The following is a 23,001-nucleotide window of genomic DNA, read 5'->3' as shown; positions in this document are numbered from 1 at the left end:
AATCCCATCCTGTTATTCCTGCGTGTGTAGGACTGACAAACGAAACCCGGCCACCGCGCCGGGTTTTTTATTGGCTGGATTTCTAACTATCATGCGTCCTGAGAGATTTCGGCTGAGGAGCGACATGATTGGCTAGGCATATTTTTGTTGATAGTTGTGCGTTCGATGAGCTCTTCAAACATCGTATTGAGCCGAAGGAAATAGATGCCTCTGAGTTTCAGTTTTATGTCACGGGCGAGGTACTGAAAGAGCTCAGCAATATCCCCGAGCGACCTGAAGAGCCTGGGAAAAAGGCGTTTATTGATCGAATCTCGAAGAGCGGAGAAATGCCCGAGAGGGGTTATTTCGGTTTCGGGTCCGAGTCCTACGGTTTTGGCAGGGGAATTTTGGCAGATCTCTCTCAGATCGATTATCTGGAGTCGACCAAAGATCAGCTTGGTGAGCCAAGAAAATCAGGCGCTCCCAAAAACGCCACTGATAGACAACTTCTTTCGCATGCCATTGTGTTTGCAGTCCTTACCAATGAGCCAACTTTGGGCAACAAGGTCCTGATGGAAAAGGCTGTCGAGCGCGGCGCGACAGTTATTCGAATGCGGGATTTTGATCCGGATGCTGAGACTTTTATCCAGTTTTTGAGGCGACACTTCCCAGATTGAATTGTCGCTTGATAAGGCAAAACCCGGTCATAGCACCGGGTTTTTTATTGCCTCGAATTTACCTGTAGCCAGGACAGCCCTCGGGAAGGCCTGGACGTCGATAGCCGGATAGTGCGACGTACGGAATCAACGCCGGCAGCCCGCGTACCCTGACCTCAAACTTGCTTTCGGGGTGGCGCGAGACTGGATCAGCGAGATCGATGCAAAGGGGCGTCGACGTTGAGAAGGTCTTTGGCCGACAGCTCGGAAAGACGAGCGCACCTATTCAGGGCCTCTGGGCTGTCAGACTTTTGCTGGTCGCCCAGTCCCGGCTGCAAAAGCACGCTCCCCTATAACCTGGAGACGAAGTCCGAAGTGATCTAGCGCGTCTTCCAAGCTCTCCAGTTTTGAAGTGTGCTCGAAGTCAACGAGGCGCGCCGCCGCTGTAGGTGAGATGCCAAGCATTGCAGCCAGGTCAGCTTTCGATTTCCCGTTGTGGATCAGCTGATTCCACAGGATTATTTTTGCGACGGTGACGCCGGAAAGACGAACGTAATGTTCGCCGTTGTTTGATGCGTGTGGGATCTCGCGCTTTTGGTCCACGTAGATCGAAAGCGCCAGGGTGATCCCGTCCACGGCATTCTTCAGCAGTTCTTCCAGTGTATCGCCAACGCTATGAGCCTCCGGGATGTCGGGGCAGCTTGACCAGAAATGGTCGTGCTCTTCATGGGCGATGATTTTGTAGCTGTACATAGTTTTTCCTCTTCTTGGGGATGACGTGTAACGAGTAAGAGTGGTCGGGGCCTCAATTGAGGCCCAGTTGCTTGATGATTTCCTTCCTAAGCCCTTCACCAATCTCTTTTGATCCGTGGCTTGGGAAGATCGTCTGGCGGTCCTTGTAGCGAATCTTGAAGTGGCTTCCTTTTGCTGACTTCGAAAACTCGACTCCTTGGGCCTCCAACCATCTCCTGAACTCGCTGTATTTCATCAACCCTCCTGTTTGTGTTGATGGGATCAGTATATACACATAAGTGTTCATAGTAAACAAATGTGTTTATTTTAATCATGCACACGGAGTCGAGCGCATGGAGTATTTGCAGCGCCTGCTCGACAAGTTCGACAGGCTGGAATTGCTGGTCGCGGGATTGATCGGCGCTGTCGTCGCAAGCTGGTGGCACAAGGATGATCTAACCGATTGGCGTGCCTGGCTGATCTTCATCACAACAGGCTTGGCCTGCGCCGTGTACCTGACCGGCATGGTGAGCGCCTACCTCGGCGTAACAGAGCCGAACATCGTCGTCGGTGTTGGCTTCTTGCTTGGCACCTTCGGCGGATCGCTGCTCGCAGCCATTAACCGAGCCATCAAAGCCGCTGACCTCTGGGCGCTTATCCGCCAGCGGTTCGGGGGAGGCAATCCACCATGAGTCTTGAACTGATCAACTCCATCGCCTGCGGCTTGATTGCCTTGTGGGCGACCTGGTGTGTTCTGAGCGGTCGAGTGCGGGACGGTGTCATCGGCAAGCTGATCTATTCGGCGATCGCCATCAGCGGATTCGTTGTTATGAGCCGGGAGCAGAACATCTTCATGATGGGGCCGACCACCGCCGGGATCACACTGCACGTCTCACTGGCCATGGCCGGCATGCGCCACATCTTCATGGTCATCTTGTGGCAGCGGGTGAAAGCCTGGCTTTGCCGGACGCTGAACTGTGAGCACTGCATGCGGTGTGAGAAGGCGCCGGGTGGGATTAATCGGCGAGGCAAGTAAGTCGCGACACGTTTCGCGAATCAGAAAATTGTGTCGCGACACGCGACAAGGAGAGCGGCATGGACAATCAGCACAAGAAGATTACCGGCTACCGCGACCTGACCCAGTCCGAAATCGACGGCATGAACTCGATCAAGGCTCTGGAAGCGGACACCGGCGAACTGTTCAAGCAGATCGGCCAGATTGAAGGCGTTGATCCACGATTGCTGGCGCTGGCAAAGACCAATCTCCAGCAGGGCTTCATGTGGTTCGTTCGCTCGATCGCCAAACCCGCTGACCCTTTCAGCTGAGGCCCACATGACCACCATTGCCTACAAAGACGGCGTTATTGCCTATGACTCTCGCCAGACCCGAAGTGAACGGATCGTTTCTGACAATTCGCCGAAGTGCCAGGTTGTTGATGGGGTCAGCTTTTTCCTGTCTGGTGCGGTGTGCGACGAGAAGGCATTGATTGCCGCCTACTTTGGCACTCCGTCACCAGTTCCTGTGGAGTGCTCGGGCTATGCGGTCGATGGCGGCAAGCTGATGCTGGTTGGTCATGATGACAAGACCGGGATCTGGAAACAGGAACTCGATCTGTCCAACCCTGACGCCATTGGCAGCGGCGCCCAATATGCTTTGGCCGCTATGGATATGGGGGCAACTGCCAAGGAGGCTGTCGAGGCTGCGGCGAAGCGTGACGTCTACACCGGCGGAACGATCCGCACGCTGATTATTGATCCGGGCAAGGCCGGGTAGGTATGCCGCAGGTGAGTGCGGCACGGATGATTTACTTCACTTTCAGTGCTTCTTGGATCTTGTCCGCATAGGAGCTCAGTCTGCCTATCTCTTTATCAACGACAACTGCATTCTCCGGTGAGTTTGCTGCTTTCGATTGGATTATCGATAGGGCGGCCGAGACGGCCAGTGCGCGCTTATCCTCTGCCGAGTGAGTGTGATTGTTGTACTTGCTGAGGTCGATCGACATATTGCTTTCCTTGCTGTGAGTTGAAACCCATCAATACCGGCAACTCGCCACTATTTCAAGCTCAAGGTGACCCATGGACAGGCCATACCCTCCAGCGTCGCTGCTTGAGCTGTCTGATCTATCCGACTTCGGAATCCGCCTGACCCCGGCGCCCGAGGTGTGGGAATGGCTCCAAGCCGAAATCCTCGCCGACACCGGAAGCATCCACAACGAAGAGCACGCCCATCTGATCGATGCGGACATCCGTGTGATGTGGGCGTCTTCTGCCTTCACGAAGAAGGGCCGAACTGTGGTCGGCCAGGCTGAGCAGGTAGCGTTCCGCGCCGGTGGCTGGCAGAAAGCGCGGATGGAGCAGCAGATGCTGGATTGGTTCGGCGACGTGCCGGCCTACATCATCACTCTGGCTGCCGACTACTGCGCCGACTGTTCTGATGCTGACTTCTGCGCCTTGGTCGAACACGAGCTGTATCACATAGCTCAAGCGACCGATAAGTACGGCCAGCCAGCATTCACCCAGGAAGGCTTGCCCAAGCTTGAGATGCGTGGACACGACGTTGAAGAGTTCGTCGGTGTGGTGCGTCGGTATGGGGCAAGCCCTCAAGTGCAAGAACTGGTGGACGCTGCAAACAATCCTGCTGAGGTAGGGAAAATGAACATATCGAGGGCCTGCGGAACCTGTCTGCTCAAGTCGGCCTGAGGTTAGACAGCAATAGACGGAATCCCAACCTATGGCAGCCCTGAGCAGCGAGGTGAAGGCCTTCATCGTTCAGGCGTTGGCCTGCTTCGATACACCCTCCCAGGTGGCAGAGGCCGTCAAGCGTGAGTTCAATGTCGATGTGAGCCGCCAGCAGGTGGAGTCGCACGACCCAACCAAACGATGCAGCAAGACACTCGCCAAGCGCTGGGTGGAGATGTTTCACGATGCTCGCAAGCTGTTCAGGGAAGAGACGATAGATATCCCGATCGCCAACAGAGCGTATCGACTCCGGGCGCTTGGTCGGATGGCCGAGAAGGCCGAGAACATGAAGAACATGGCGCTGACTGCTCAGTTATTGGAGCAGGCCGCCAAGGAAGTCGGAGACGTGTACGTCAACCGGCAGACCAAGAATGAAAACCCCCATGACAATCTGGCACCTATTCGGGTGCAGGTCGACGTGGTGGACGCGAGGAAGCCTGATGCCGAGCCTTAACGTGCCTCAGGCCAACTTCCTGCGCATGGATACCAAGTTCCGCGGCTTTGTGGCTGGCTTCGGCTCGGGCAAGACGTGGGTAGGTTGCGCAGCGCTGTGTAAGCACGTTTGGGAGTGGCCCCGGATCAACTCCGGCTACTTCGCCCCGACTTACCCGCAGATCCGCGACATCTTCTTCCCGACGATTGAAGAGGTGGCTTTCGACTGGGGCCTGAAGGTCAAGACGAAGGAAAGCGACAAGGAAGTCGAGTTCTACAGTGGTGGTCAGTACCGCAGCACGACTATTTGCCGATCCATGGAGAAGCCGCAGACCATTGTCGGCTTCAAGATTGGGCACGCGCTGGTCGACGAGCTCGATGTTCTGCCCGCGCTGAAAGCTGAGCACGCTTGGCGCAAGATCATTGCCCGGATGCGTTACAACGAGCCAGGCCTGAAGAATGGCGTGGACGTAACGACGACCCCTGAAGGGTTCAAGTTTGTGTACCAGCAGTTTGTGAAGCAGCTGCGCGAGAAGCCGTCACTGAAGGGTATGTATGGGCTTGTCCAGGCCAGCACGTTCGACAACGAGCTGAACCTGCCTGCCGACTACATCCCATCGCTGATGGAGTCGTACCCGCCGCAGCTGATCCTGGCCTATCTGAACGGACAGTTCGTCAACCTGAATGCCGGGTCGATCTACCACACCTACGACAGGAAGTTGAACGCCTGTTTCGACACTGTAGAGCCGGGCGAGCCCCTGTACATCGGCATGGACTTCAACGTCGGCAAGATGGCGGCGATCACACACGTCAAGCGCGCCGACAACAGGCCTCGGGCAGTGGATGAGCTGATCGATGGCTTCGATACCCCGGACATGATCCGGCGCATCAAAGAGCGCTACTGGAAGCACAACGGCAAGGACTACGAGAAAACCTGCGAAATCCGGATATACCCGGACGCCTCGGGCGGATCGCGCAAGTCGGTGAATGCCAGCGAGACCGATATCGCCATTCTTCGCCAGGCCGGATTCAAAGTTATCGCGCCGAATGCAAATCCGCCGGTGAAAGATCGCATAAACGCCATGAACGCGATGTTCTGCAATGCCAATGGCGAACGCCGTTACCTGATCAACCCGCTGCGCTGCCCGACCTATGCGGACGGCATCGAGCAGCAGGTGTGGGCAGCCAACGGCGAGCCTGACAAGAAGTCCGGCGTGGACCACGCGAACGACGCCGGCGGCTACTTCATCCATCACGACTACCCGATCATCAAACCAGCGCCAGTCACCACCACATCCCTGAGAATCTAGCCCATGAGTAATGACCCAAGCATCGCCCTGCCGGCGGTTGAACGCATGCGCGAGCACTGGGCCATTGTCGATCCGCTGATGGGCGGAACTCAGGCAATGCGCAAGGCCGGCAACAAGCTCCTGCCGCAATACCCGGCTGAGGCTGACGACACCTATAAAGATCGCCTAGCCCTGTCCACGCTGCTCCCGGCCTACGCCGAGACGGTAGGCAGTAGCACTTCGCGAGTATTCGCTGAGCCTCTTCAGTTGGGTGAGGACGTTCCTGAGCCGATCAAACTACTTTCCGCCGACATCGACCTGGGCGGCAATGACCTCAATTCGTGGTCGGTCGAGTGGTTCCGCGAGGCGCTGGCCAAAGGCTTGTGTCACGCGATGATTGAGCATCAGCCAACCCGAGACGCTGAAGGCAACAAGCTGTACAAGACCGTCGCCGAGGAACAAGCGGCTGGGGTTCGCCCTTACGCTGTCATCATCAAACCGGGTCAGGTGCTCGGTTGGCGTTTAGACGGCGGAAAGCTGATGCAGGTTCGCTACATGGAGTCTGTCGAGGTCGCAGACGGTGATTTCGGCGTCAAGTGCGTGGATCAAGTTCGCGTGCTGGAGCCTGGAATCTGGAAGACCTACCGCAAGCCTGATGGTGGTGGCGAATGGGAGTTGTTCGGGCAAGGCTCAACCAGCCTCAACTACATCCCTTGGGTGACGTTCTACACGGGCCGCACCGGGCCGATGACGGCTAAGCCGCCACTGCTCGAACTGGCCCACCTGAACGTCAAGCACTGGCAGTCACAGAGCGATCAGGACAACTTGCTGCACGTTGCCCGCGTGCCGCTTCTGTTCGTGTTCACCGATAACGAAGAATTCCAGCTGACCATCAGTTCGGCCAGCGCGACCCGCATGCCGAAGGACGGAAACGCCAAGTACGTCGAGCATACCGGGGCGGCAATCACCGCCGGCCGGGACTCGCTGAACGATCTGGTCGACGACATGCGTATGGCCGGGGCCAAGCTGCTCCAGAAGGACAAGCAGGCCGTGAAGACGGCAGCGCAGGCCAACGAGGAAGCTGCGCAGGAATTGTCCCCGCTGGCTCGTTTGGCTGGCCAGTTCGCTGACTGTATCGCTCAATTGCTCCAAATCCTCGCCGACTATGGCAGCCACGGTGACGGTGGTCACGTCGAAATGCGCGGTAACTTCGACAGCGACTTCGCGCCAGAGGTCTCTCTGCCAAACCTGATTGCCATGGCCAACTCCGGAAAGCTCAGCGATGAAACGCTTTACTCTGAAATGCAGCGCCGGGGCGTAATCAGTGACGAACTCGACTGGGAGGCCGAAAAGGCCCGCATACAAAATCAACCTAGCGTCGGCGTGAGCCTGGGCGGTTAACTCATGGGTAGTGACCAGATCAGCGACACGATCCGCAACGCGGTGCTGCTGGAAAGCCTCAAGTCCAGCGAGGTCGAGAAGTTCGCGCCGTTCCTGCGGCAGATTGATCGCGCATTGCGCGAGCAGCTTGGCGGGTCGGAGCTTACCGACTTCAAGCGTGCCAGACTCGAGGAAATGCTCAAGCAGGTTGATGAGTCCTTGGATGGCATTCTGTCTGAGTACACCGATCAGATGCAGCTTGATCTGATGGATGTGGCGGTATGGCAGGCTGGCGCAGAGGCGGCAGTGATTGCTGCTTTACTGCCAAGCCACACCTCGACGATCCCCGCGCTCTCCACGCTCAAGACCGCAGCCTTCAGGTCGCCATTGGGCGTGAAAGGCGCGGATGGCGGCAAGCTGCTAACTCCATTCATTGAAGACTGGAGCAAGTCGGAGCGATCCCGTGTCACTGGAGTGATCCGGCAAGGATGGTTCGAGGGCAGGACCAACTCCGAGATCATCCGCACCCTGCGCGGCACCAAGGACATGAAGTACGCGGACGGCCTGCTCGCTATCACCAGCCGCAACGCCGACGCTGTCACACGCACAGCGATCCAGCACGTTGCAGGCCAGGCGCGGAATCAGTTCGCCAAGCAGAACAGCGACATAGTGCGGGGCGTGCAGATCATTGCCACGCTGGATGGTCGCACTACCGCTTACTGCCGATCAGCAGACGGCACCGAGTACGCGATTGACGAAGGTCCGCGGCCACCGTTTCACATCCGCTGCCGGACGAGCTTCATTATCCTGCTTAAGGATGCGCCGCCGCTGGGCGCCCTGGCTGATCGCTCAAGCATGAACGGCCAGGTCAAGGCGGACACCACCTATTACGAGTGGATCAAGACGCAGCCGGTCACCTTTCAGGATACGGTCATCGGCAAGTCCCGGGCGAAGCTGTTCCGCGATGGCGGCATGACGCCCGAGCAGTTCTCGGATCTTCAGATCGGCAACAACTTCAAGCCGCGCACGCTGGATCAGCTTCGGCAGATGGTGCCAGAGGCATTCGGCCGAGCAGGACTGTAACCACAAACCAAATCATTCAGCCCTGGCAACCGCCGGGGCTTTTTATTGCCTGTCTGTTCGGATGAGCGGGGCGCACTGGGCCGGATGGCCCGACAACTGGCCGGATGGCCTAGAGAGACGAAATGAAGCTGAAAACAGTTGAAGTGAATGGCAAGCAATACGCTGAAATCCAGGACGACAAGCCGGTTTATGTCGAAGACGACGGCAAGGAGGTGGCATTTGATGCCCCTGGTACTCGCAGCACCATCACTCGCCTGAACGCTGAAGCCAAGGATAACCGCCAGCGGGCCGAGACCGCCGAGAAGACCGTGAAGGCCTTCGAGGGTATCGACGACCCGGCAGCGGCCAAGAAAGCCCTGGCCACCGTGGCAAATCTCGACGCTAAAACGCTGGTGGATGCCGGTGAGATCGAGAAGGTGAAGGGTGAGATCAGCAAGGCTTACCAGCTACAACTGGACGAACTGACGGCCAAGGCAAGCGGCTTCGAGCAGCAACTGTACGCCGAGAAAATCGGTGGCAGCTTCGCCCGCTCGCAGTTCATCGCCGAGAAGATGGCAGTTCCGGCTGACATGGTTCAGGCCACTTTCGGCAGCAATTTCAAAATCGAAGAAGGCAAGGTCGTCGCCTATGACGCTCAAGGCCAAAAGATTTTCAGTCGCTCCCGCCCGGGAGAGCTGGCCGACTTCAACGAGTCGCTTGAAACCCTCGTCTCGCAGTACCCGCACCGCGACCACATCCTGAAGAGTTCCGATGCCAATGGCGGCGGCGCTCAGGGCAGTGGCGGCGGCAATTCCGGCGCCAAGGGCAACTTTGGCGGCAGCAAACAAGATCGCGTAGCGGCCATAAAGGCCAAGACCGCAAATATTTAAGGAGTAACCATGTCCCTATCGAACATGAAGGTATTCAACGAGTACCTGAAGAGCATCACCATCGAAACCCTGGCGCAGGACGTTGAGAAGTTCAACACCGCCTCCGCTGGCTCCATCCGCCTAACCACTCAAGGTATCGACGGCGACTTCCTGCAAGAGTCGTTCTGGGCTGGCCTGCATGGCGCTCAGCGTCGTGTTGACCGCTATGCCGCCAACGGCGCGCAGGCTGCAACCCCGCTGACCCAGAAGCAATACGACTCGGTGAAGATCGCGGGCGGCTTCGGACCGATCCTGTGGGAGCCTTCGCAGCTGTCGTGGGTTCAGAAAAACCCTGAAGAAGCCCTGGAAGTGATCAGCCGCAACCTGTCCGAAGCCATCATGTCGGACCAGTTGAACACCGCCATCGCTGCCCTGGTCGCAGCCATCGGCAACCAGCCATCCGCCACCAATGACGTGTCGGCCACTACCGGCGTGGACTACATCGCCATCAACAACGCCCATGCGCTGTTCGGTGATGCCTCGCAGCGTCTCATTGCCCAGGTAATGACCGGCGCCATGTACCACAAGCTGATCGGCAAAAACCTGGTCAACGCCGAGAAGCTGTTCACCTTCAGCGGCGTGCAGGTTGTCGACATCCTGGGCAAAGCGGTGATCATCACCGACGCCGCAGCCCTGTACGAGGCCGGCACCCCGAACAAGCAGAAGGTGCTGAGCCTGGCTGACGGGGCTGCGATGGTGATGGATGGTTCCGACCTGATCACCAACATCGAGACCTCCAACGGCAAGGAGCGCATCGAGACCACCATGCAGGCCGACTACACCTTCGGCATGGGTCTCAAGGGCTACACCTGGGATACGGCCAACGGCGGCAAGTCGCCGACCAGTGCCGAGCTGGCCACGGGCACCAACTGGGATCTGGTTGCGAACAGCATCAAGGCCTCGGCTGGCGTTCTCACCATCGGCGACGCCGCTCAGTAATCGAGACGGCGGCCTTCGGGTCGCCTGATCCACCTACCAGGAGTCCACCATGGACGAGAAAGTCGTTTACGAGAAGCACCCGGTCACCGCTGAGCGCAAGGCTGAACTGCGCCAGAAAGGCTACAAGATCATCGACGCCCGGTTCGCGCCGGATGACTACGAGCATCCAGAGCCAATGGCGAAGGTCGAGCGCCCATCGAAAGGTCTGAACGTCGATCAGATCAAGGCTGCTCTGACCGCGAAAGGTATCGACTTCGATGCTTCGGCCAACAAGCCAGTCCTCGCCGAATTGCTCGACAAGGCCGATCAGGAATAACCCATGACCGACTTCATCACTGTTGCAGACGTTGACGCATTGCTGGGGTCGGACTGGGCGGGCACCGGTGATCCGGTTATGTCTGTGATGCAGGCCAATGCCTGGCTGACCAGCAAGATTAAGCGTCCTGTTCCCGCCGAAGTACCGGCCGAGATCAAGCAGGCCGGCGCCCAGGTTGCAAAGATCGCCTCGACGGGCTCGCTGTACAAGGCCGTCGAGCGCGAGACCATCAGCGAGACGGTATCGGCTGGGGGCGGCGTCTCTGTCAGCGAAACCTACGTTCAGGGCTCTGCCGCGCTGTCTTCCGGGGAGAGCTTCGCCATGGCGCTGATCTATCCATGGGTCACTGGCACCAACTCCATTCCGATGGTGAGGGGCTGAGCATGGGCATGAAGGACAAACTTCAGACCAAACTGTCCAAGGCGTTTGACGGAAAGCTGGAAGATGCAGTGAGCCAGATCGTCGGCAGCTACAACGGCCCCGGCGTCTTTGACCCGGTAACCGAAGAAACCACGGCTGAAACGATCACCTACGCAGGTCGGGGCGTTATCACCGGCTTCAAGGTCGAGCGCATCGACGGGATCAACATCAAGATGGGTGATGCGAAGTGCGTCATCCTCAGCAACGAGATAGACGCCGTGCCGGACGTAGGTCACGCCATCAGCTCCGGCACTGAGAACTTCCTCGTCCACCTGGTTCTTCCCGACCCAACTGGCGCAACGTACCAGCTTCACCTGCGGAGGGCTTGATCATGGCAAGAGGCTGGAGCATCCCGCCGAGCCTGTTTATGGGCGCTGTTGAGCAAGACCTATCGAAGAAGATCAGGACGATCGCGATTCAGTTGCTCAACGAGGTGACCATGCGAATGCCGGTTGATACCGGGCGCGCAAGGGCAAATACCATCGTGAGTATTGGGTCGCCGGTTTATCAGGTGCTGGATAGCTACGATAAGTCGGGCGGGGCCACGATCATGGAGGGTGCATCGCGCCTCAGCGGGCTTGAGCCGTACACGGTTGTGTACTTGCAGAACAACCTGCCCTACATCGAGCGCCTTGAAGATGGCCACTCGAAACAGGCGCCAGTAGGCATGTTCGGCGCAGCATTCAACAGCGTAGCGAGGGCCAACCAATGACCTTCGAGCAGATCCGCAAGATCGTCACCACGCGCATGACGCAGTGGACGGGAATCCCGGCGGCGAGCGTCGACTTCCCGAACAACGCGATATTCGACCCGTCCGGGAAGCCGATTTGGGCAAGGCTGGCCAACGTGCCGGGCCTGTCCTCTACGCCAGAAGTCGGCCTATCGCCATGCGTACAGCGCACTGGGGTCGTGATCATTCAGCTGTTCGTGCCGAGCTACAAAGGCACGCTGGCAATCACCCGTGCAGCTGACACGCTGGTGCAGCACTTCGAGTTCTTTAGCGAGAGCGGTTTCGACTGTTTCGCGGCCTCGGCAGCAACCCTTGGCGATGACGGTAACGGTTGGTATCAGATCAACGTGCAAATCCCCTACAGGGCGTATTAGCCCCGAAAACCCAGCCGCTCCCAAGCGGTTTTTTTACGCCTATTGATAGGAGACATACCCATGTCGTCAGGAGCAAAGGTCGCCACGGCCTATGTTGAAGAAGTAACCCAGGGCGTCACGCCCGCGACTGGCTGGAAAGAGCTGATCCGTACCTCGTTCGGTATCGGCCCAACCCAGAACACCGCAGAAAACAATGAAATTGGCTCGACTCGAATGAGCCAGGGCACCACGCCGACCACGGTTGATGTCGCCGGCGCGATCGGCATGAAGTGGCGCTATGGCGGCGCGGTCGATGACTTCCTGGAGTCGTGCTTCGGTGCTCGCTGGACGGCTGACTCGCTAACCATGGGCAATCAACGCATCAGCTACTCGATTGCCTCCTACGCCAGCGACGTGACCGTTGCTTCTGTTGCTCGCGGCGCGCAAGTCGCCTCGATGGCCTTCACCTTCGGCACCGACAACGATGTCACCATTGACACCACGTTCTCGGCGACCGACTGGGAAGACAAGGCCGACGGCACCAGCTTCTTCAGTGCGGCAACTGCTGAGCCAAGCGGCCCGCGCTTCAACTTCAAGAACTTCACCGCCCTGACGCTGGATGGCGTAGCCGCTTCGGCAGCTAACGGCACCTGCATCAGTGCAATGTCGCTGACCTTCGACAACGCAGTCCAGACCCAGCGCTGCTTGGGATCTGGCGACGCCTTCGCCGGCAGCATCATCCCGACAACCTTCAGCGCCTCCGGCAGCGTTACCGTGGCATGGTCTGCCGCTTCCTACGCCCTGTACCGCAAGCAGCGTACCGGCGAATCGGTGGCAATGAGCTTCACGCTCGAGAACGAGGATGGCGCCTACACGGTGCTGCTTCCAGAAATGGAAGCGGTCGGCAGTTGGCCGGATGGCGGCGCGACCGACATCATCGAGGTTGAGCTGGCTGTTTCGGCCCGCCGCATCCCGCCTACGATCACTCGCGTACCGGCTGTTACGCCTTAACTGATAATCATGCAGAGGCCCGAAAGGGCCTCGTTGCTGGGGCACAGAATGACCTTTATTTTGAAGAAGAAAGATCCGCTGGATGTCGTGTCGACGCGCTGGATCGAGCCGGCACCAGGCCTTCGCTTGCAGGTCGGATCGTCCGCTCGCCCGGGCTACACCAGCGACTACCGCCAGATTCAGCGGCACCTTGAATTTGCCTCGCGCCAGATGGGCGTGGGTACTGAAGAGTTCGACATCCTCAAGAAGTCATCGGTTGAAATTCCAGACCCGGACATTCTTTTCGTTGAGCTGGCATGCAAGCACCTGATCCTCGACTGGGAAGGTGTTGCAGAGGCGGAAGATCCAGACGCACCAGCGCCATACACCCCGGAGCGCGGCGTTGTTTTGATCGAGCAGATGCCAGAGGTTTACTTCCTCGCCCTGAATGCTGCCAACGACATTGCCTTGCGTCACAAGGAGCAGGTGGCCGACACAGTGGAAAAGCCCTTGCCGCCTACCGCTGGGCAGCCGAGTGGGCGGGCCCGGAAAACGAGCGCAAAAGAGAAGTCCACGAAAAGCTGAGGGTTTACATTCCTGAGCCGCCAGAGCTGGACGGTCCAACCACCGATATGCTGGAAGCCTATTACGTGATCAGTCGGGGCCGGCAGTATGTCGGCATGAACGGTGTACCGGCACCTCTCTCTGTTCGGGATTTGAGTGATTACCTGGCAGCCTACGGTGAGCGATATTCCCGCGAAGAGTTTGATGCAGTGATATTCGCCCTTGATGACGATTTCCGCAAAAGATGGGCAAAGCAACAGGACGGTGCAAAATAGAAGCGGCCTTGTATCGCCTGGAACTGCAAAGTAGTCGTACAGGCTGCTTTAGCTGCTCCCTCTGATGGTGGTAGATTGCTGCCATCAAACAGGGAGGCAAATTAATGACTAGGGTATTCCCGATAATGGCCGTCTTGTCAGTTGCCATGCTTTCTGGGTGCAGCGATGAGTCAAAAATGAAAAGCGTTTGTACTGATATTCTGCATGGTGTTGCAATCGATCCATCCTCTGTAAAAATCAACAAAGTTGAGGTTAGCGAAGGAAAGCTATCGCATCTTCAGGCTCTTGATCGATATAGCGAGGCCGCAGATGGCAAGATCGGGGACGCAACAAAGCGTTATTTGTCTAGCTTGTATGAAGGCGGCGATGGCGTCTCTGAGATTTTCACAGAGGTTAACTACACGGCAAACGCCCGTAGTGGAATTCAGCGTAGTTCCGTTCTGTGCTCATTCATAAAGCCCTCGAGCTCAAAACCATTCCTGTCATCGGTAACCGTAAATAATAGAGATATTCAAGGATTCGCGCTTAGCATGATGCTCAGTGGCAGCAAGCGGCCGAGTGGCCTTGGCGTAGATATGAAGCTGAACTAGATATCGCCACAAGCACAAATTCAACCGCCTCCGGGCGGTTTTTTATTGCCCGGAGAAAAGCCATGACCCAGCAGTCCAGTCGCCTGGATATCATCATCGATTCGCGGCAGGCGCAGCGTAATGGTGAACAGCTTCGTATTACCCTGAACAATCTTGTTGTGGTTGGTGATCAGGCTGCCAACTCCATGTCTGGAGCTGGATCGGCGGCTCGCGCTGCCGGTGCTGCTTTTGCTGCTCTTGGAGCCGGAAGGGTTGTGAGCGAAATCATCCGCCTGACCGATGCTTTCAAATCCATGCAGGGCTCCTTGGCCCTAGTAAGTTCGTCGACTTCGGTAGCGAGCGATTCATTCCAAAAGCTGCTGACGATGGCGAACAACACCGGCAGCTCGATCGAGTCGACGGTTTCGCTGTATACCCGTCTTGCGAACGCCACCAAAGGCGCCGGCTACACCACCGAGCAGTTGCTTGGCGTGACCGATGCAATCAACAAAGCTTTCGTGATCTCCGGCGCAACCATGCAGGAGGCATCCAACGCTGCGATTCAGCTGTCCCAAGGCCTTGCCTCTGGCACGCTTCGCGGCGAGGAGCTGAACTCTGTCATGGAGCAGGGGCCGCGCATCACCCGTGCGCTGGCCGAATACCTGGGCGTAACTAACGGCCAGATTCGCCAGATGGCTGCCGACGGCAAGATCACCGCTGAGGTTGTTACCAATGCGCTTCTCAGGTCTCTGACTTCGCTGAACTCGGAGCTTGATCGCATGCCGCGCCGGTTCGAGCAGGCATCGACAGCTCTGAAAAACAACTTTTTGGCTGCTGTTGGTCAGATCGATATTAACCCGCTGATCAGTTCTGTCGATGAGCTGGCAAACTCGCTGGCAAAGCCCGAGGTTATCAGCGGAATCCAGACCATCGCGACTGGCCTCGGAAATGTCGTTGCTGTCGGTGGTGACGGCCTAAAGGCGGTCGTCACAAATGCTGATGCGCTTATGGCGATCACTGGCGCCTACGCTACAAAGGTTGGGGTCGGCCTCGTCACCTCTCTGGCGCTGGCTGCCAAGGCCCGTCTGGCCGATACCGCAGCGGCTAATCAGCAGATCATTGCATCCCGCCGGGCGGAAGTAGCCTCTGCTGCCGAGGCTGTCGCCATGCAAAGCGTGGTCGTGGCTTCGACTGAGGCGGGCCTGGCTCGGGCCATCTACGCCCGCAACGAAGCCATGGCAACAGCCCAAACAGAGCTGGCCAGCCTTAAACAGCTGAAGGCTGTGTCTGCTCAGCTTGTTGCTGACCGAAACCTTGAGATTCAGCGCCAGAAGTCGCAAATCAACAATACCGGCTTAGCCGCGTCGCACACCCGTCTCGCCGAGATCCGCACTGCTGAGGCAGCAATTACCTCGCAGCTCACGGCCGCCGAGGCCCGCCTTGCTGCTGCTCGACAAGCTGAGCTGACTACCGGCGCAGTCGTCGGGCAGCAGACCGTTGCCCTCAATGCTGCGCGCACTGAGGGCGCGGCAATCCTTGGTGCACAAGCTGCCGCGCAGAACGCGCTCAATACTGCCGAGTCTCGGGGCGCGGCAGTTCGCGGCGCCTCCATGGCGGCCATTGGTGGCCCGCTCGGACTGGTAACGCTGGGCCTTTCCGCCGCTGCCGCTGCTTACATCTATTTCAGCAGCTCTGCCGATACCGGCACACAGTCGCTGATTGATCAAAACATAACGATTGACGAGACGGTCAAGAAGTTCGACAGCCTGACAGCAGCACAGCGGCGCAATCAGGCATCGAAGTGGGCTGAGGCGCAGCAGGCAGCATTGGATGATGCTTCGGCCGCTGCCAGCAAATACGCAAATATTGCCGAGAACTCGATCACCTCCGTCGGCTCGGCGCGAGTGTCCGACCTCGCAACGCTTTCTAGCATGATTGCGCAAGTGAAGTCAGGACAGAAAACCCTTGACGATGTGACCGCTTGGCTGCAATCGACGCAAGGCTTGTCAGGTGGATTCAAGTCATCTCTGGAAGGGATCGCAGCAAGCTACGACACCAATATCCAATCGGCCGATGGTTATGCCGAGCGCCTGCAATCTGTCAACAAGCTCACTCAGGACGTTTCAGCCAATAATGGCAAGCTGGCGGCATCGCAAGACGCCACCAGCAAGGCCAATGGAGCCAGCGCTCAGGCGTGGGACAAGTACATCGCCCAACTTACCAAGACCCGCGACCTGGTTGGCGCAAACGCAGCGGCTGAGGCGGCGTACACCGCAGTAAAAATGGGCGCCAGCGAGTCGCAGCAGGCTCAGGCCAAAGCCATCGCAAGCCAGACCGATCTTCTGAATAAGTATCAGGACGCGGTGAGGGAAAACAACAAAGTCGAGCAGGAGCGCCTGAAGGTTCTGCTGGTGGCGAACTACACCGCTATGCAGGCCGCTGAGGATCTTGCAGAAGCCAAGAAGAAGGCTGACACAGAGGCGGCGAAATCTGCAGAGGACAGCTCTAAGCGTCAGATCACAGCCATAGAGAAGGTCGCTGCAGCCTCTTACGCAGCGCTGGTTACAAAGCCGACTGCACAGCAGAGCCTTAGCGGTTACGGCCTGCTGACCAATGGCGGCACTGCACCGGCCGCGCCTGTTACTCAGCGCAAAACACCTCAGCAATTGGCCGAAGAGAAGGCGGCTCAAATCATTGCCGGCACTAAGCCAAACAAGACACCAAAAGGCCCTAGCGGAAAAGGAGAGCTTAGCGCCGCATTGAGCGCTTTCGATGCCCTCTACAAAAAGGCAGACCCAGCGGCGCAGGCTGTTCGAGATCTTACCGAAGCACAGGAGAAGCTTCAGCTTGCCCTTTCGAAGGGGAAGATCACGCAGGAGCAATACGGTGTCGCGATGGGGCAGGCATCAAAGGATTACGCCGCTGTCATCGCCAAAACTGGAGAACTGACCCAGGCCGAGCAATATCGGCTACAGATCCAGAAGCAACTTCAAAACCAGCAGGATGCCGCCAACCAAGCAGCCGCTGCTATTGGGCAGGGTACCGAGGAGGCACAAAGAGCCTCGGAGCGACTGAAGCTGGAGAGCGATCACAACGACCGAATCCTCGATCTGCGCACCAAGCTTGCCAGAGCATCAACCGACCAGCAGCGCAAGGATCTGCAGGACCAGATCAATATCACCGAGGAGTTGTTCCCGCAGCAGGTCGCAATCATGGTGGATGGCTGGGCCAAGGTGGATAAGGCCCAGGCTGACTGGTCGAACGGTGCAAGGTCGGCATTTCAGAACTACGCCGAGCAGTCTGCTGATGTGGCCGGCCAAAGCAAATCGCTATTCACCAACGCCTTCAGCAACATGGAGGACTCGATCGTAAATTTCGTGAAGACCGGGAAGCTGTCGTTCAAGGATCTGGCTGACGGCATCATTGCTGATCTGATCCGCATCCAGGTGCGGCAGGCGGCAGTGGGAATCTTCAGCACGCTGTTCAGCGGTTTCGCTGGTGCGGGGGCGTCTACGGCGGCAAGCAATGGCTTCGCTGCCGGATCGTCTGCTGCAACTTCGTCGAGCCTCGGCGCGTCTGCTGCGGGGTACACCTCTAAGTTCGGCTTCTCCGACGGCGGATACACCGGCGATGGCGGCAGGTACGAACCTAAAGGTGTGGTCCATGGTGGAGAGTTTGTAGTCCGCAAGGACGTGGTATCGCAGCCTGGTACCCGTGAATTCCTCGAGCGCATGAACGCATCCAGCAAAGGATATGCTGACGGCGGATTTGTAGGGTCAGCATCGAATACCAAGGATTCAAGCACGGCTTCAGGCTCTACCGGATCAGGCTCCGGCGTTGTCATTGAACAACACTTTAGCTTTCAAGGCACCCCCGACGAAGCAACCATAAACATGGTCAGGGAGGCCGCTATGCAGGGAGCAAAGGGCGGCTACGAGATGGTCGTGCGCGACCTGAAAATGAACGGAACTATTCGCCAACTGATCGCGCGGCGCTAAGCCTTTAAGGAGTATCACATGGCTCTAACGTGGCCGGCTTCGCTGCGCCCGTCTGAAATGACGTGGGGCATCGTCAACAACAACCGAGCGTTCACTTCGACACTCTCAAATGCCCAGCAAATCGTTGGATACCCAGGCGCCTACTGGCAATGCACGCTGACCTACGGCGTGCTTACCAGAGATCAAGAACGCGAACTGTCTGCGTTTCTTGGTCGCCTTGATGGGATGTTCGGAACATGCAATCTACCGGCATTCACCCGGCAACGGACGAACAGCATCGGATCGCTGACAGTTGTCACTGGCAACGCTCAGGCGAGGAGCATGCTGATCGCTGGCGCAACTCCAAACGCCGCAGCATTCAGCGCTGGCGACTACATCACCGTCGCAGGCGAGATGTTCGAGGTTACTGACCCTGCATCAGCCAACGCGCAGGGTCGGGTGACGGTACTGCTCAATAAGCGAATCCGCAAGGCGCTCACGGCCGGTGCCGCCGTTGAGTACCTAAACCCGTACTCTGAAATGCGGATGACTTCGGACACCTGGGCCATCTCCGTAAAGCCGGTTGTTTCAAACGGCTCCTACCAATTCAGGGAGGCTTTCTGATGCCATCAGCATTCCCATTCAGCCAAAGCGTGGTGAACATCATCGCAACTGGCCGCTTCATGCCTGTCTACGCCGTGCAGCTCGACTTCGTCGACGGCATGGTCTTCGCGCACACCGGTACCGGTGATCTGGTGGTCGATGGCATCACCTATCAAGGCGTTGGCAATTTCGGCCAGGTCAGTCAGTCGCAGGAGAGCGACAACTCAGGTTCGCCGATGTCGGTAGAGCTGACGCTCAACGGTCTGGATGCCTACATCTTGTCAGAGACCAACGTGCGCGGCTGTCGCGGCCGAATGGCCAAAGTGTTGTTTATCGTTTTCGACGAGGCTGGCAACTACGCAGCGGACATTCTGTTTTCCGGTCGCATGGATGCAGCCAAGTTCTCATTCGCCGGAAACGGGGAGGAGGGCAACAGCATCACTGTGCCCGTGGTTGACCGGATGGCCGAGTGGAGTCGCACCGGCACCGAGCGCTTTACCGACGAAAACCACCGCGCGCGCCATGACGGCGACCGGTTCTTCTACGCCATCGCTCAGATGTCCGAGTGGCCCATTTACTGGGGCTCGAAGAAGGACGCACCGACATTCACCTATGGAAGTTAGCCATGCGCTACCGAGACTGGACAACCCGACTGAACGACGTGATCAAGGCCGCCCAAGAGCGGCCTTTTTCATGGGGTGAATTTGACTGCTGCCTGTTCGCTGCCGATTGTACAGCGGCGATTTGTGGTGTCGATCCTGCCGAGAACTATCGAGGCAAGTACACCACGGAAACAGGCGCCAAGCGGCAATTGAAAAAGCAGCACGGCAGCCTTGAGGCGGCGTGGGATGTCAACTTCGCCCGCGTACCGCTGGCCTTCATTCAGCGCGGCGATGTCGTGATGTATGAAGCGCCAGGCGGCCGAAGCATGGCTGTTTTCTGGGCTGGCGATTACTGGGCAACAACCGACGACGGCGCAGCCCGTGTCGTATGCGAGCCATTGGCCGTGTGGAGGATTGAATGAGCGGCGGCGTCAGAAAACTTGCCTCGGTTGTAGTAGGTGCGGTTGTTGGTTTTGCCCAGGGCGGGCCTTGGGGCGCTGTGGCTGGTGCCGCACTGGCCTTCTATGCATCAGAGCAGCAGGAAAAGCTCAATACCAAGTCGCCGCTGCGCGACAACGAGCCGTCGGCTCAGACCGTGCGATCTTCGAAGGCGCCGGTTCGCTTCATCCTCGGCCGCGTTTCCACCGGCGGCGTGCTGGTATGGGCCCAGGAGCAGGCCGGTGCGCAAGGAGAGGGCGAGTGGCTGCACTTGGTCTATGTTTTGTGCGAAGGACCAATTTCGGCGCTTGAGAACATCTACCTTGGCGAGGAAGAGATCGGCAGCTATGGCGCTCAAGCGACCTATGAGCTGGTGGTCAATCCGACGCAGGTAAACGCCTTCCTGAAGGCCAACTGCCCAGACTGGAAGGACAGCCAAATCGGGCGCGGTCTATCATTCGTTCGGGTTTCGCTCCAGTACAGCGCTGAGAAATTCCCGTCAGGTATCCCGGATACCCGTTTCGTGGTGCGTGGACGGAACGACATCTACGATCCACGCACCGGAACTACCGTGTACAGCGGCAATACCGCACTGCACCTGCTTTGGTTTCTTCGCGCGCGCTGCGGTGTGCCGGACGATGAAATCGTGTTTGAAACGTTCGCCAGTGCAGCAAACGTGTGCGACGAAGCGCTGACCAATGCGGACGGATCGACAAGCCAGCGCTATCGGAGCGGTTGCGTGATCGGCGCAGACGAACAGCGAACCGGCGTCCTGCAGAAGCTCGAAGCCGCTGCTGGTGGCCACCTGATCCGAGTCGGTGGCCGCTGGATGTTCCAGGCCGGCGCCTACTACGGCCCATACGACTTCGAGATCACCGAGGACATGGTGATCGGCACCGTCACCGGCAGCACTGAGCCCAGCAATGACTCGGCGATCAACACGGTTCGTGGCACGTTCATTGACCCGTCCCAGTCGTGGACTGAAACCGACTATCCAGAGGTCAGTGTCGCCCAGTGGATCATTGAGGACGGTGGCGAGGCAGCGGAAACGCTGACCTACTCCTACGTCACCGACCCGTATCAGGCGCAGCGTCTGGCGAACATGGAGTTGCGTCGGCGCCGCGCTGGCGGAGCAATCAGCATTCCGATGAACTTCGCCGGCTACAACTGCCGGCCAGGACGTGTCGTGCGGGTCAACCTGCCGTCGCTGAATATTCTGGGCGAGTTTATCGTCTCGGACTGGTCGATGGGCGACAGCGAGGGCTGTACTGTCCAGGTAAAGCAGTACGAGGCGGCGATCTTCGATGATGCCGTGGGCCAGCCATACAACCCGATCGGCTTTATCAATCTGCCGGCCGGTGGCCTTGGTACGCCGAGCTTAGTTATGTGGACGCAGGACACTACGGCCGAGGTAACTCAGGGCGTTCTATCGTGGCTTCCGCCGACGGGAATTGTGAAGGAATACATCGTCATCGTTCGCCAGGGGGCGAGCGCAATTCAATCGCACAACGTGCCAGCGACATCGACGGAGATCGCAATCAGCGGCCTGCCGTCCGGCAATTACACAATGAGCGTTGCCGCTGTCGGGCCAATGGCCCGCTCAGGCGAGGCGACAATCACCGTAAGCATCAACGGGCCGCCCATTCCAGAAAGCTGCGTGGTGCAGTCGTCGATCGACAGCATCGTGCTTATTCCAAGCAACTCGCAAAACGGTTTGAATGGCGGCACCTATGAGTATTTCTTCAGCACCTCCCCAACGGCAACGTCTGCTGATGCTGAGTATCTTGGGCAAGGCCTGACGTTTACGCACAACGGCTTAGGGTTCTGGACGAACTATTACTACTTCATCCGATCATCGAATGCTTATGGGAAAAGCTCGTTCCTGTTCGTGCCGGCCCAGACCTCTAACGATGTTTCTGCCTATTTGGCAGCCCTGGCCGGAAAGATTACGAAGACAGAACTGGGTCAAGATCTTGCTAGCGAGATCGACAAGATCCCAGGCCTACAGGATCAGATCGACGCACTGGACGGCTTGACCGGATATAAGGCCGATGAGGTTTACCAAAAGGACCAGATGGTTGTGCGGGATGGTCGGATATTCCAGGCCAAGTCTGTGGTGCCAGTCAATACGCCGCCGCCCGACCAGCTGTTCTGGCTGGATATCGGCCAGTCAATCGAGACGGCAAATGGCTTGGCTCAAAAAGTCGACAAGAACACTGCCGATATCACAGAGCTTGACGGTGTAGTAACCGCGGAAGCCACTGCGTTCAACTCGCTACGCGCTGCTTTCCGCGATGATGACGGAGAGGGTGACGCTCAAGATGCCCTGCGCGGCTGGAATGCTACGACCAGCTTTGCCGAAGAGGTGAAGGTCCGGGCAACGCAGAACAGTGCACTGACTCAGAGGGTAACAACGCTTGATGCTGACGTTGGTGAGAACACTGCAAACCTGACCGAGCTGGAACAGACGGTCGCCACAAACGAGTCTGCGACGGCGCAGAAATTCACCCAGTTGACCGCTACGGTTGGTGATAACACGTCAGCCATTCAGGAGACGGCCACGGCCTACGCCGATACCAGCGGTAAACTTTCGACTATGTGGTCGGTGAAGATGCAGGTGACGCAGGATGGAAAGTACGTTGCGGCCGGCATCGGTCTTGGGATCGAGAATACTGGTGCCGGACTGCAGAGCCAGTTCCTTGTAAGCGCTGATCGCTTCGCCATCGTGAACACCATCGCCGGTGGGGCTATCGCAGTGCCGTTCGCTGTACAGGGCGGCCAAGTGTTCATGAACTCGGCGTTCATCCAAGACGGCAGCATCACGATGCTGAAGATCGGCCAGTACCTGCAATCGGATAACTATATCCCCGGCACGCTTGGCTGGAGACTGGATAAAGCCGGCAACCTTGAGTTCAACGGGCCTGCACCCGGCGGAGGCCGACTTACAATGACCAATCGCGCAATCAAGGTGTTCGATCAGAATGGCATCAAACGGGTGCAACTGGGAGATCTCGACGCATGACTTAT

29 protein-coding genes are annotated in these 23,001 nt (G+C 57.9%); 26 read left to right on the top strand and 3 right to left on the bottom strand.

Annotated elements, in window-relative coordinates; genetic code table 11:
* Nucleotides 1-128: 128 nt before the first annotated feature.
* The gene (locus tag AACY50_RS21190) at nucleotides 129-656 is read left to right on the top strand and encodes a hypothetical protein (protein WP_339539112.1); all 528 of its coding nucleotides are present in this window, start codon (nucleotides 129-131) and stop codon (nucleotides 654-656) included.
* A gap of 282 nt (nucleotides 657-938) precedes the next feature.
* On the opposite strand, the gene AACY50_RS21185 is transcribed toward AACY50_RS21190, so the two are convergent.
* Both AACY50_RS21185 and AACY50_RS21180 read right to left on the bottom strand, forming a co-directional pair.
* Nucleotides 939-1,388: a type II toxin-antitoxin system HicB family antitoxin gene (locus AACY50_RS21185; protein WP_339539111.1), complete on the bottom strand. Its 450-nt coding sequence runs from the start codon at nucleotides 1,386-1,388 to the stop codon at nucleotides 939-941.
* Between the two features lie 52 nt (nucleotides 1,389-1,440).
* Entirely contained in the window at nucleotides 1,441-1,623 is a 183-nt protein-coding gene (locus tag AACY50_RS21180; RefSeq protein ID WP_215502864.1) for a type II toxin-antitoxin system HicA family toxin, read from the bottom strand.
* A gap of 97 nt (nucleotides 1,624-1,720) precedes the next feature.
* Here AACY50_RS21180 and AACY50_RS21175 point away from each other — a divergent pair, with 97 nt between their 5' ends.
* The 4 genes from AACY50_RS21175 to AACY50_RS21160 are packed head-to-tail and all read left to right on the top strand — an operon-like array spanning nucleotide 1,721 to nucleotide 3,141.
* Nucleotides 1,721-2,059, top strand: a complete 339-nt coding sequence (locus tag AACY50_RS21175) for an MFS transporter (RefSeq protein ID WP_339539110.1) — start codon at nucleotides 1,721-1,723, stop codon at nucleotides 2,057-2,059.
* Nucleotides 2,056-2,403 (top strand): hypothetical protein, encoded by a 348-nt coding sequence (locus AACY50_RS21170; protein ID WP_339539109.1) that lies wholly within the window; start codon nucleotides 2,056-2,058, stop codon nucleotides 2,401-2,403. Before AACY50_RS21175 ends, AACY50_RS21170 begins: the two co-directional genes overlap by 4 nt.
* Nucleotides 2,404-2,462: 59 nt before the next feature.
* The gene (locus tag AACY50_RS21165; RefSeq protein WP_078826970.1) at nucleotides 2,463-2,693 is read left to right on the top strand and encodes an Acb2/Tad1 domain-containing protein; all 231 of its coding nucleotides are present in this window, start codon (nucleotides 2,463-2,465) and stop codon (nucleotides 2,691-2,693) included.
* Nucleotides 2,694-2,700: 7 nt separating this feature from the next.
* Nucleotides 2,701-3,141, top strand: a complete 441-nt coding sequence (locus AACY50_RS21160) for a proteasome subunit beta (RefSeq protein WP_339539108.1) — start codon at nucleotides 2,701-2,703, stop codon at nucleotides 3,139-3,141.
* 31 nt (nucleotides 3,142-3,172) lie between these two features.
* On the opposite strand, the gene AACY50_RS21155 is transcribed toward AACY50_RS21160, so the two are convergent.
* Nucleotides 3,173-3,370: a hypothetical protein gene (locus AACY50_RS21155; RefSeq protein ID WP_339539107.1), complete on the bottom strand. Its 198-nt coding sequence runs from the start codon at nucleotides 3,368-3,370 to the stop codon at nucleotides 3,173-3,175.
* 73 nt (nucleotides 3,371-3,443) lie between these two features.
* Here AACY50_RS21155 and AACY50_RS21150 point away from each other — a divergent pair, with 73 nt between their 5' ends.
* The 21 genes from AACY50_RS21150 (at nucleotide 3,444) to AACY50_RS21050 (ending at nucleotide 22,996) form a co-directional block, all read left to right on the top strand.
* Complete coding sequence (locus AACY50_RS21150) at nucleotides 3,444-4,067, top strand: putative metallopeptidase (RefSeq protein WP_339539106.1); 624 nt, start codon at nucleotides 3,444-3,446, stop codon at nucleotides 4,065-4,067.
* A 31-nt stretch (nucleotides 4,068-4,098) separates the two neighbouring features.
* Nucleotides 4,099-4,560 carry a DUF2280 domain-containing protein gene (locus AACY50_RS21145; RefSeq protein ID WP_339539105.1) on the top strand — a complete coding sequence of 154 codons (462 nt, stop codon included), beginning with the start codon at nucleotides 4,099-4,101 and terminating at the stop codon, nucleotides 4,558-4,560.
* Entirely contained in the window at nucleotides 4,547-5,848 is a 1,302-nt protein-coding gene (locus tag AACY50_RS21140) for a terminase large subunit domain-containing protein (protein WP_339539104.1), read from the top strand. The genes AACY50_RS21145 and AACY50_RS21140 overlap by 14 nt, the downstream gene beginning before the upstream one ends.
* A 3-nt stretch (nucleotides 5,849-5,851) precedes the next feature.
* Nucleotides 5,852-7,228, top strand: coding sequence for a DUF4055 domain-containing protein (locus tag AACY50_RS21135; protein WP_339539103.1), 1,377 nt, complete (start codon nucleotides 5,852-5,854; stop codon nucleotides 7,226-7,228).
* 3 nt (nucleotides 7,229-7,231) lie between these two features.
* Complete coding sequence (locus tag AACY50_RS21130) at nucleotides 7,232-8,290, top strand: phage minor head protein (RefSeq protein ID WP_339539102.1); 1,059 nt, start codon at nucleotides 7,232-7,234, stop codon at nucleotides 8,288-8,290.
* Between the two features lie 122 nt (nucleotides 8,291-8,412).
* Nucleotides 8,413-9,159, top strand: coding sequence for a DUF6651 domain-containing protein (locus tag AACY50_RS21125; RefSeq protein WP_339539101.1), 747 nt, complete (start codon nucleotides 8,413-8,415; stop codon nucleotides 9,157-9,159).
* A 9-nt stretch (nucleotides 9,160-9,168) separates the two neighbouring features.
* Nucleotides 9,169-10,137, top strand: coding sequence for a major capsid protein (locus tag AACY50_RS21120; protein ID WP_339539100.1), 969 nt, complete (start codon nucleotides 9,169-9,171; stop codon nucleotides 10,135-10,137).
* 49 nt (nucleotides 10,138-10,186) lie between these two features.
* A complete protein-coding gene (locus tag AACY50_RS21115) occupies nucleotides 10,187-10,453 on the top strand; it encodes a hypothetical protein (RefSeq protein ID WP_339539099.1) in 267 nt (88 codons plus the stop codon).
* A gap of 3 nt (nucleotides 10,454-10,456) precedes the next feature.
* Nucleotides 10,457-10,834 (top strand): hypothetical protein, encoded by a 378-nt coding sequence (locus AACY50_RS21110; protein ID WP_339539098.1) that lies wholly within the window; start codon nucleotides 10,457-10,459, stop codon nucleotides 10,832-10,834.
* Nucleotides 10,835-10,836: 2 nt separating this feature from the next.
* Nucleotides 10,837-11,202, top strand: a complete 366-nt coding sequence (locus AACY50_RS21105; RefSeq protein WP_339539097.1) for a glutamate 5-kinase — start codon at nucleotides 10,837-10,839, stop codon at nucleotides 11,200-11,202.
* A 2-nt stretch (nucleotides 11,203-11,204) separates the two neighbouring features.
* On the top strand, nucleotides 11,205-11,585 hold the full coding sequence (locus tag AACY50_RS21100) for an HK97 gp10 family phage protein (protein WP_339539096.1): 381 nt from the start codon (nucleotides 11,205-11,207) through the stop codon (nucleotides 11,583-11,585).
* Complete coding sequence (locus tag AACY50_RS21095; protein WP_339539095.1) at nucleotides 11,582-11,977, top strand: phage tail terminator-like protein; 396 nt, start codon at nucleotides 11,582-11,584, stop codon at nucleotides 11,975-11,977. The genes AACY50_RS21100 and AACY50_RS21095 overlap by 4 nt, the downstream gene beginning before the upstream one ends.
* 60 nt (nucleotides 11,978-12,037) lie before the next feature.
* On the top strand, nucleotides 12,038-12,967 hold the full coding sequence (locus tag AACY50_RS21090; RefSeq protein ID WP_339504030.1) for a phage tail tube protein: 930 nt from the start codon (nucleotides 12,038-12,040) through the stop codon (nucleotides 12,965-12,967).
* 48 nt (nucleotides 12,968-13,015) lie between these two features.
* Complete coding sequence (locus tag AACY50_RS21085) at nucleotides 13,016-13,531, top strand: hypothetical protein (protein ID WP_339539094.1); 516 nt, start codon at nucleotides 13,016-13,018, stop codon at nucleotides 13,529-13,531.
* 47 nt (nucleotides 13,532-13,578) lie between these two features.
* Nucleotides 13,579-13,785: a hypothetical protein gene (locus tag AACY50_RS21080; protein WP_339539093.1), complete on the top strand. Its 207-nt coding sequence runs from the start codon at nucleotides 13,579-13,581 to the stop codon at nucleotides 13,783-13,785.
* Nucleotides 13,786-13,889: 104 nt separating this feature from the next.
* The gene (locus AACY50_RS21075) at nucleotides 13,890-14,375 is read left to right on the top strand and encodes a hypothetical protein (RefSeq protein ID WP_339539092.1); all 486 of its coding nucleotides are present in this window, start codon (nucleotides 13,890-13,892) and stop codon (nucleotides 14,373-14,375) included.
* A 62-nt stretch (nucleotides 14,376-14,437) separates the two neighbouring features.
* The gene (locus tag AACY50_RS21070; protein ID WP_339539091.1) at nucleotides 14,438-18,352 is read left to right on the top strand and encodes a phage tail tape measure protein; all 3,915 of its coding nucleotides are present in this window, start codon (nucleotides 14,438-14,440) and stop codon (nucleotides 18,350-18,352) included.
* An 18-nt stretch (nucleotides 18,353-18,370) separates the two neighbouring features.
* On the top strand, nucleotides 18,371-18,955 hold the full coding sequence (locus AACY50_RS21065; protein ID WP_339539090.1) for a hypothetical protein: 585 nt from the start codon (nucleotides 18,371-18,373) through the stop codon (nucleotides 18,953-18,955).
* Complete coding sequence (locus AACY50_RS21060) at nucleotides 18,955-19,557, top strand: hypothetical protein (RefSeq protein WP_339539089.1); 603 nt, start codon at nucleotides 18,955-18,957, stop codon at nucleotides 19,555-19,557. The genes AACY50_RS21065 and AACY50_RS21060 overlap by 1 nt, the downstream gene beginning before the upstream one ends.
* A gap of 2 nt (nucleotides 19,558-19,559) precedes the next feature.
* Nucleotides 19,560-19,958: a DUF6950 family protein gene (locus AACY50_RS21055; protein ID WP_339539088.1), complete on the top strand. Its 399-nt coding sequence runs from the start codon at nucleotides 19,560-19,562 to the stop codon at nucleotides 19,956-19,958.
* Nucleotides 19,955-22,996 (top strand): phage tail protein, encoded by a 3,042-nt coding sequence (locus AACY50_RS21050; protein ID WP_339539087.1) that lies wholly within the window; start codon nucleotides 19,955-19,957, stop codon nucleotides 22,994-22,996. The genes AACY50_RS21055 and AACY50_RS21050 overlap by 4 nt, the downstream gene beginning before the upstream one ends.
* Nucleotides 22,997-23,001 lie beyond the last annotated feature (5 nt).

Source organism: Pseudomonas sp. RA_15y_Pfl2_54, assembly GCF_963971015.1.
Classification (GTDB): Bacteria; Pseudomonadota; Gammaproteobacteria; order Pseudomonadales; family Pseudomonadaceae; genus Aquipseudomonas; species Aquipseudomonas baetica_A.
This window is presented reverse-complemented; position numbering and strand designations above follow the sequence as displayed.

Coding starts and splice junctions, on each gene's coding strand:
- AACY50_RS21115 (WP_339539099.1), top strand. CDS start 10,187: ATGGACGAGAAAGTCGTTTACGAGAAGCACCCGGTCACCGCTGAGCGC.
- AACY50_RS21135 (WP_339539103.1), top strand. CDS start 5,852: ATGAGTAATGACCCAAGCATCGCCCTGCCGGCGGTTGAACGCATGCGC.
- AACY50_RS21175 (WP_339539110.1), top strand. CDS start 1,721: ATGGAGTATTTGCAGCGCCTGCTCGACAAGTTCGACAGGCTGGAATTG.
- AACY50_RS21050 (WP_339539087.1), top strand. CDS start 19,955: ATGAGCGGCGGCGTCAGAAAACTTGCCTCGGTTGTAGTAGGTGCGGTT.
- AACY50_RS21130 (WP_339539102.1), top strand. CDS start 7,232: ATGGGTAGTGACCAGATCAGCGACACGATCCGCAACGCGGTGCTGCTG.
- AACY50_RS21105 (WP_339539097.1), top strand. CDS start 10,837: ATGGGCATGAAGGACAAACTTCAGACCAAACTGTCCAAGGCGTTTGAC.
- AACY50_RS21090 (WP_339504030.1), top strand. CDS start 12,038: ATGTCGTCAGGAGCAAAGGTCGCCACGGCCTATGTTGAAGAAGTAACC.
- AACY50_RS21065 (WP_339539090.1), top strand. CDS start 18,371: ATGGCTCTAACGTGGCCGGCTTCGCTGCGCCCGTCTGAAATGACGTGG.
- AACY50_RS21055 (WP_339539088.1), top strand. CDS start 19,560: ATGCGCTACCGAGACTGGACAACCCGACTGAACGACGTGATCAAGGCC.
- AACY50_RS21085 (WP_339539094.1), top strand. CDS start 13,016: ATGACCTTTATTTTGAAGAAGAAAGATCCGCTGGATGTCGTGTCGACG.
- AACY50_RS21080 (WP_339539093.1), top strand. CDS start 13,579: ATGCTGGAAGCCTATTACGTGATCAGTCGGGGCCGGCAGTATGTCGGC.
- AACY50_RS21145 (WP_339539105.1), top strand. CDS start 4,099: ATGGCAGCCCTGAGCAGCGAGGTGAAGGCCTTCATCGTTCAGGCGTTG.
- AACY50_RS21150 (WP_339539106.1), top strand. CDS start 3,444: ATGGACAGGCCATACCCTCCAGCGTCGCTGCTTGAGCTGTCTGATCTA.
- AACY50_RS21100 (WP_339539096.1), top strand. CDS start 11,205: ATGGCAAGAGGCTGGAGCATCCCGCCGAGCCTGTTTATGGGCGCTGTT.
- AACY50_RS21075 (WP_339539092.1), top strand. CDS start 13,890: ATGACTAGGGTATTCCCGATAATGGCCGTCTTGTCAGTTGCCATGCTT.
- AACY50_RS21120 (WP_339539100.1), top strand. CDS start 9,169: ATGTCCCTATCGAACATGAAGGTATTCAACGAGTACCTGAAGAGCATC.
- AACY50_RS21170 (WP_339539109.1), top strand. CDS start 2,056: ATGAGTCTTGAACTGATCAACTCCATCGCCTGCGGCTTGATTGCCTTG.
- AACY50_RS21185 (WP_339539111.1), bottom strand. CDS start 1,388: ATGTACAGCTACAAAATCATCGCCCATGAAGAGCACGACCATTTCTGG.
- AACY50_RS21095 (WP_339539095.1), top strand. CDS start 11,582: ATGACCTTCGAGCAGATCCGCAAGATCGTCACCACGCGCATGACGCAG.
- AACY50_RS21125 (WP_339539101.1), top strand. CDS start 8,413: ATGAAGCTGAAAACAGTTGAAGTGAATGGCAAGCAATACGCTGAAATC.
- AACY50_RS21160 (WP_339539108.1), top strand. CDS start 2,701: ATGACCACCATTGCCTACAAAGACGGCGTTATTGCCTATGACTCTCGC.
- AACY50_RS21140 (WP_339539104.1), top strand. CDS start 4,547: ATGCCGAGCCTTAACGTGCCTCAGGCCAACTTCCTGCGCATGGATACC.
- AACY50_RS21155 (WP_339539107.1), bottom strand. CDS start 3,370: ATGTCGATCGACCTCAGCAAGTACAACAATCACACTCACTCGGCAGAG.
- AACY50_RS21060 (WP_339539089.1), top strand. CDS start 18,955: ATGCCATCAGCATTCCCATTCAGCCAAAGCGTGGTGAACATCATCGCA.
- AACY50_RS21070 (WP_339539091.1), top strand. CDS start 14,438: ATGACCCAGCAGTCCAGTCGCCTGGATATCATCATCGATTCGCGGCAG.
- AACY50_RS21110 (WP_339539098.1), top strand. CDS start 10,457: ATGACCGACTTCATCACTGTTGCAGACGTTGACGCATTGCTGGGGTCG.
- AACY50_RS21165 (WP_078826970.1), top strand. CDS start 2,463: ATGGACAATCAGCACAAGAAGATTACCGGCTACCGCGACCTGACCCAG.
- AACY50_RS21180 (WP_215502864.1), bottom strand. CDS start 1,623: ATGAAATACAGCGAGTTCAGGAGATGGTTGGAGGCCCAAGGAGTCGAG.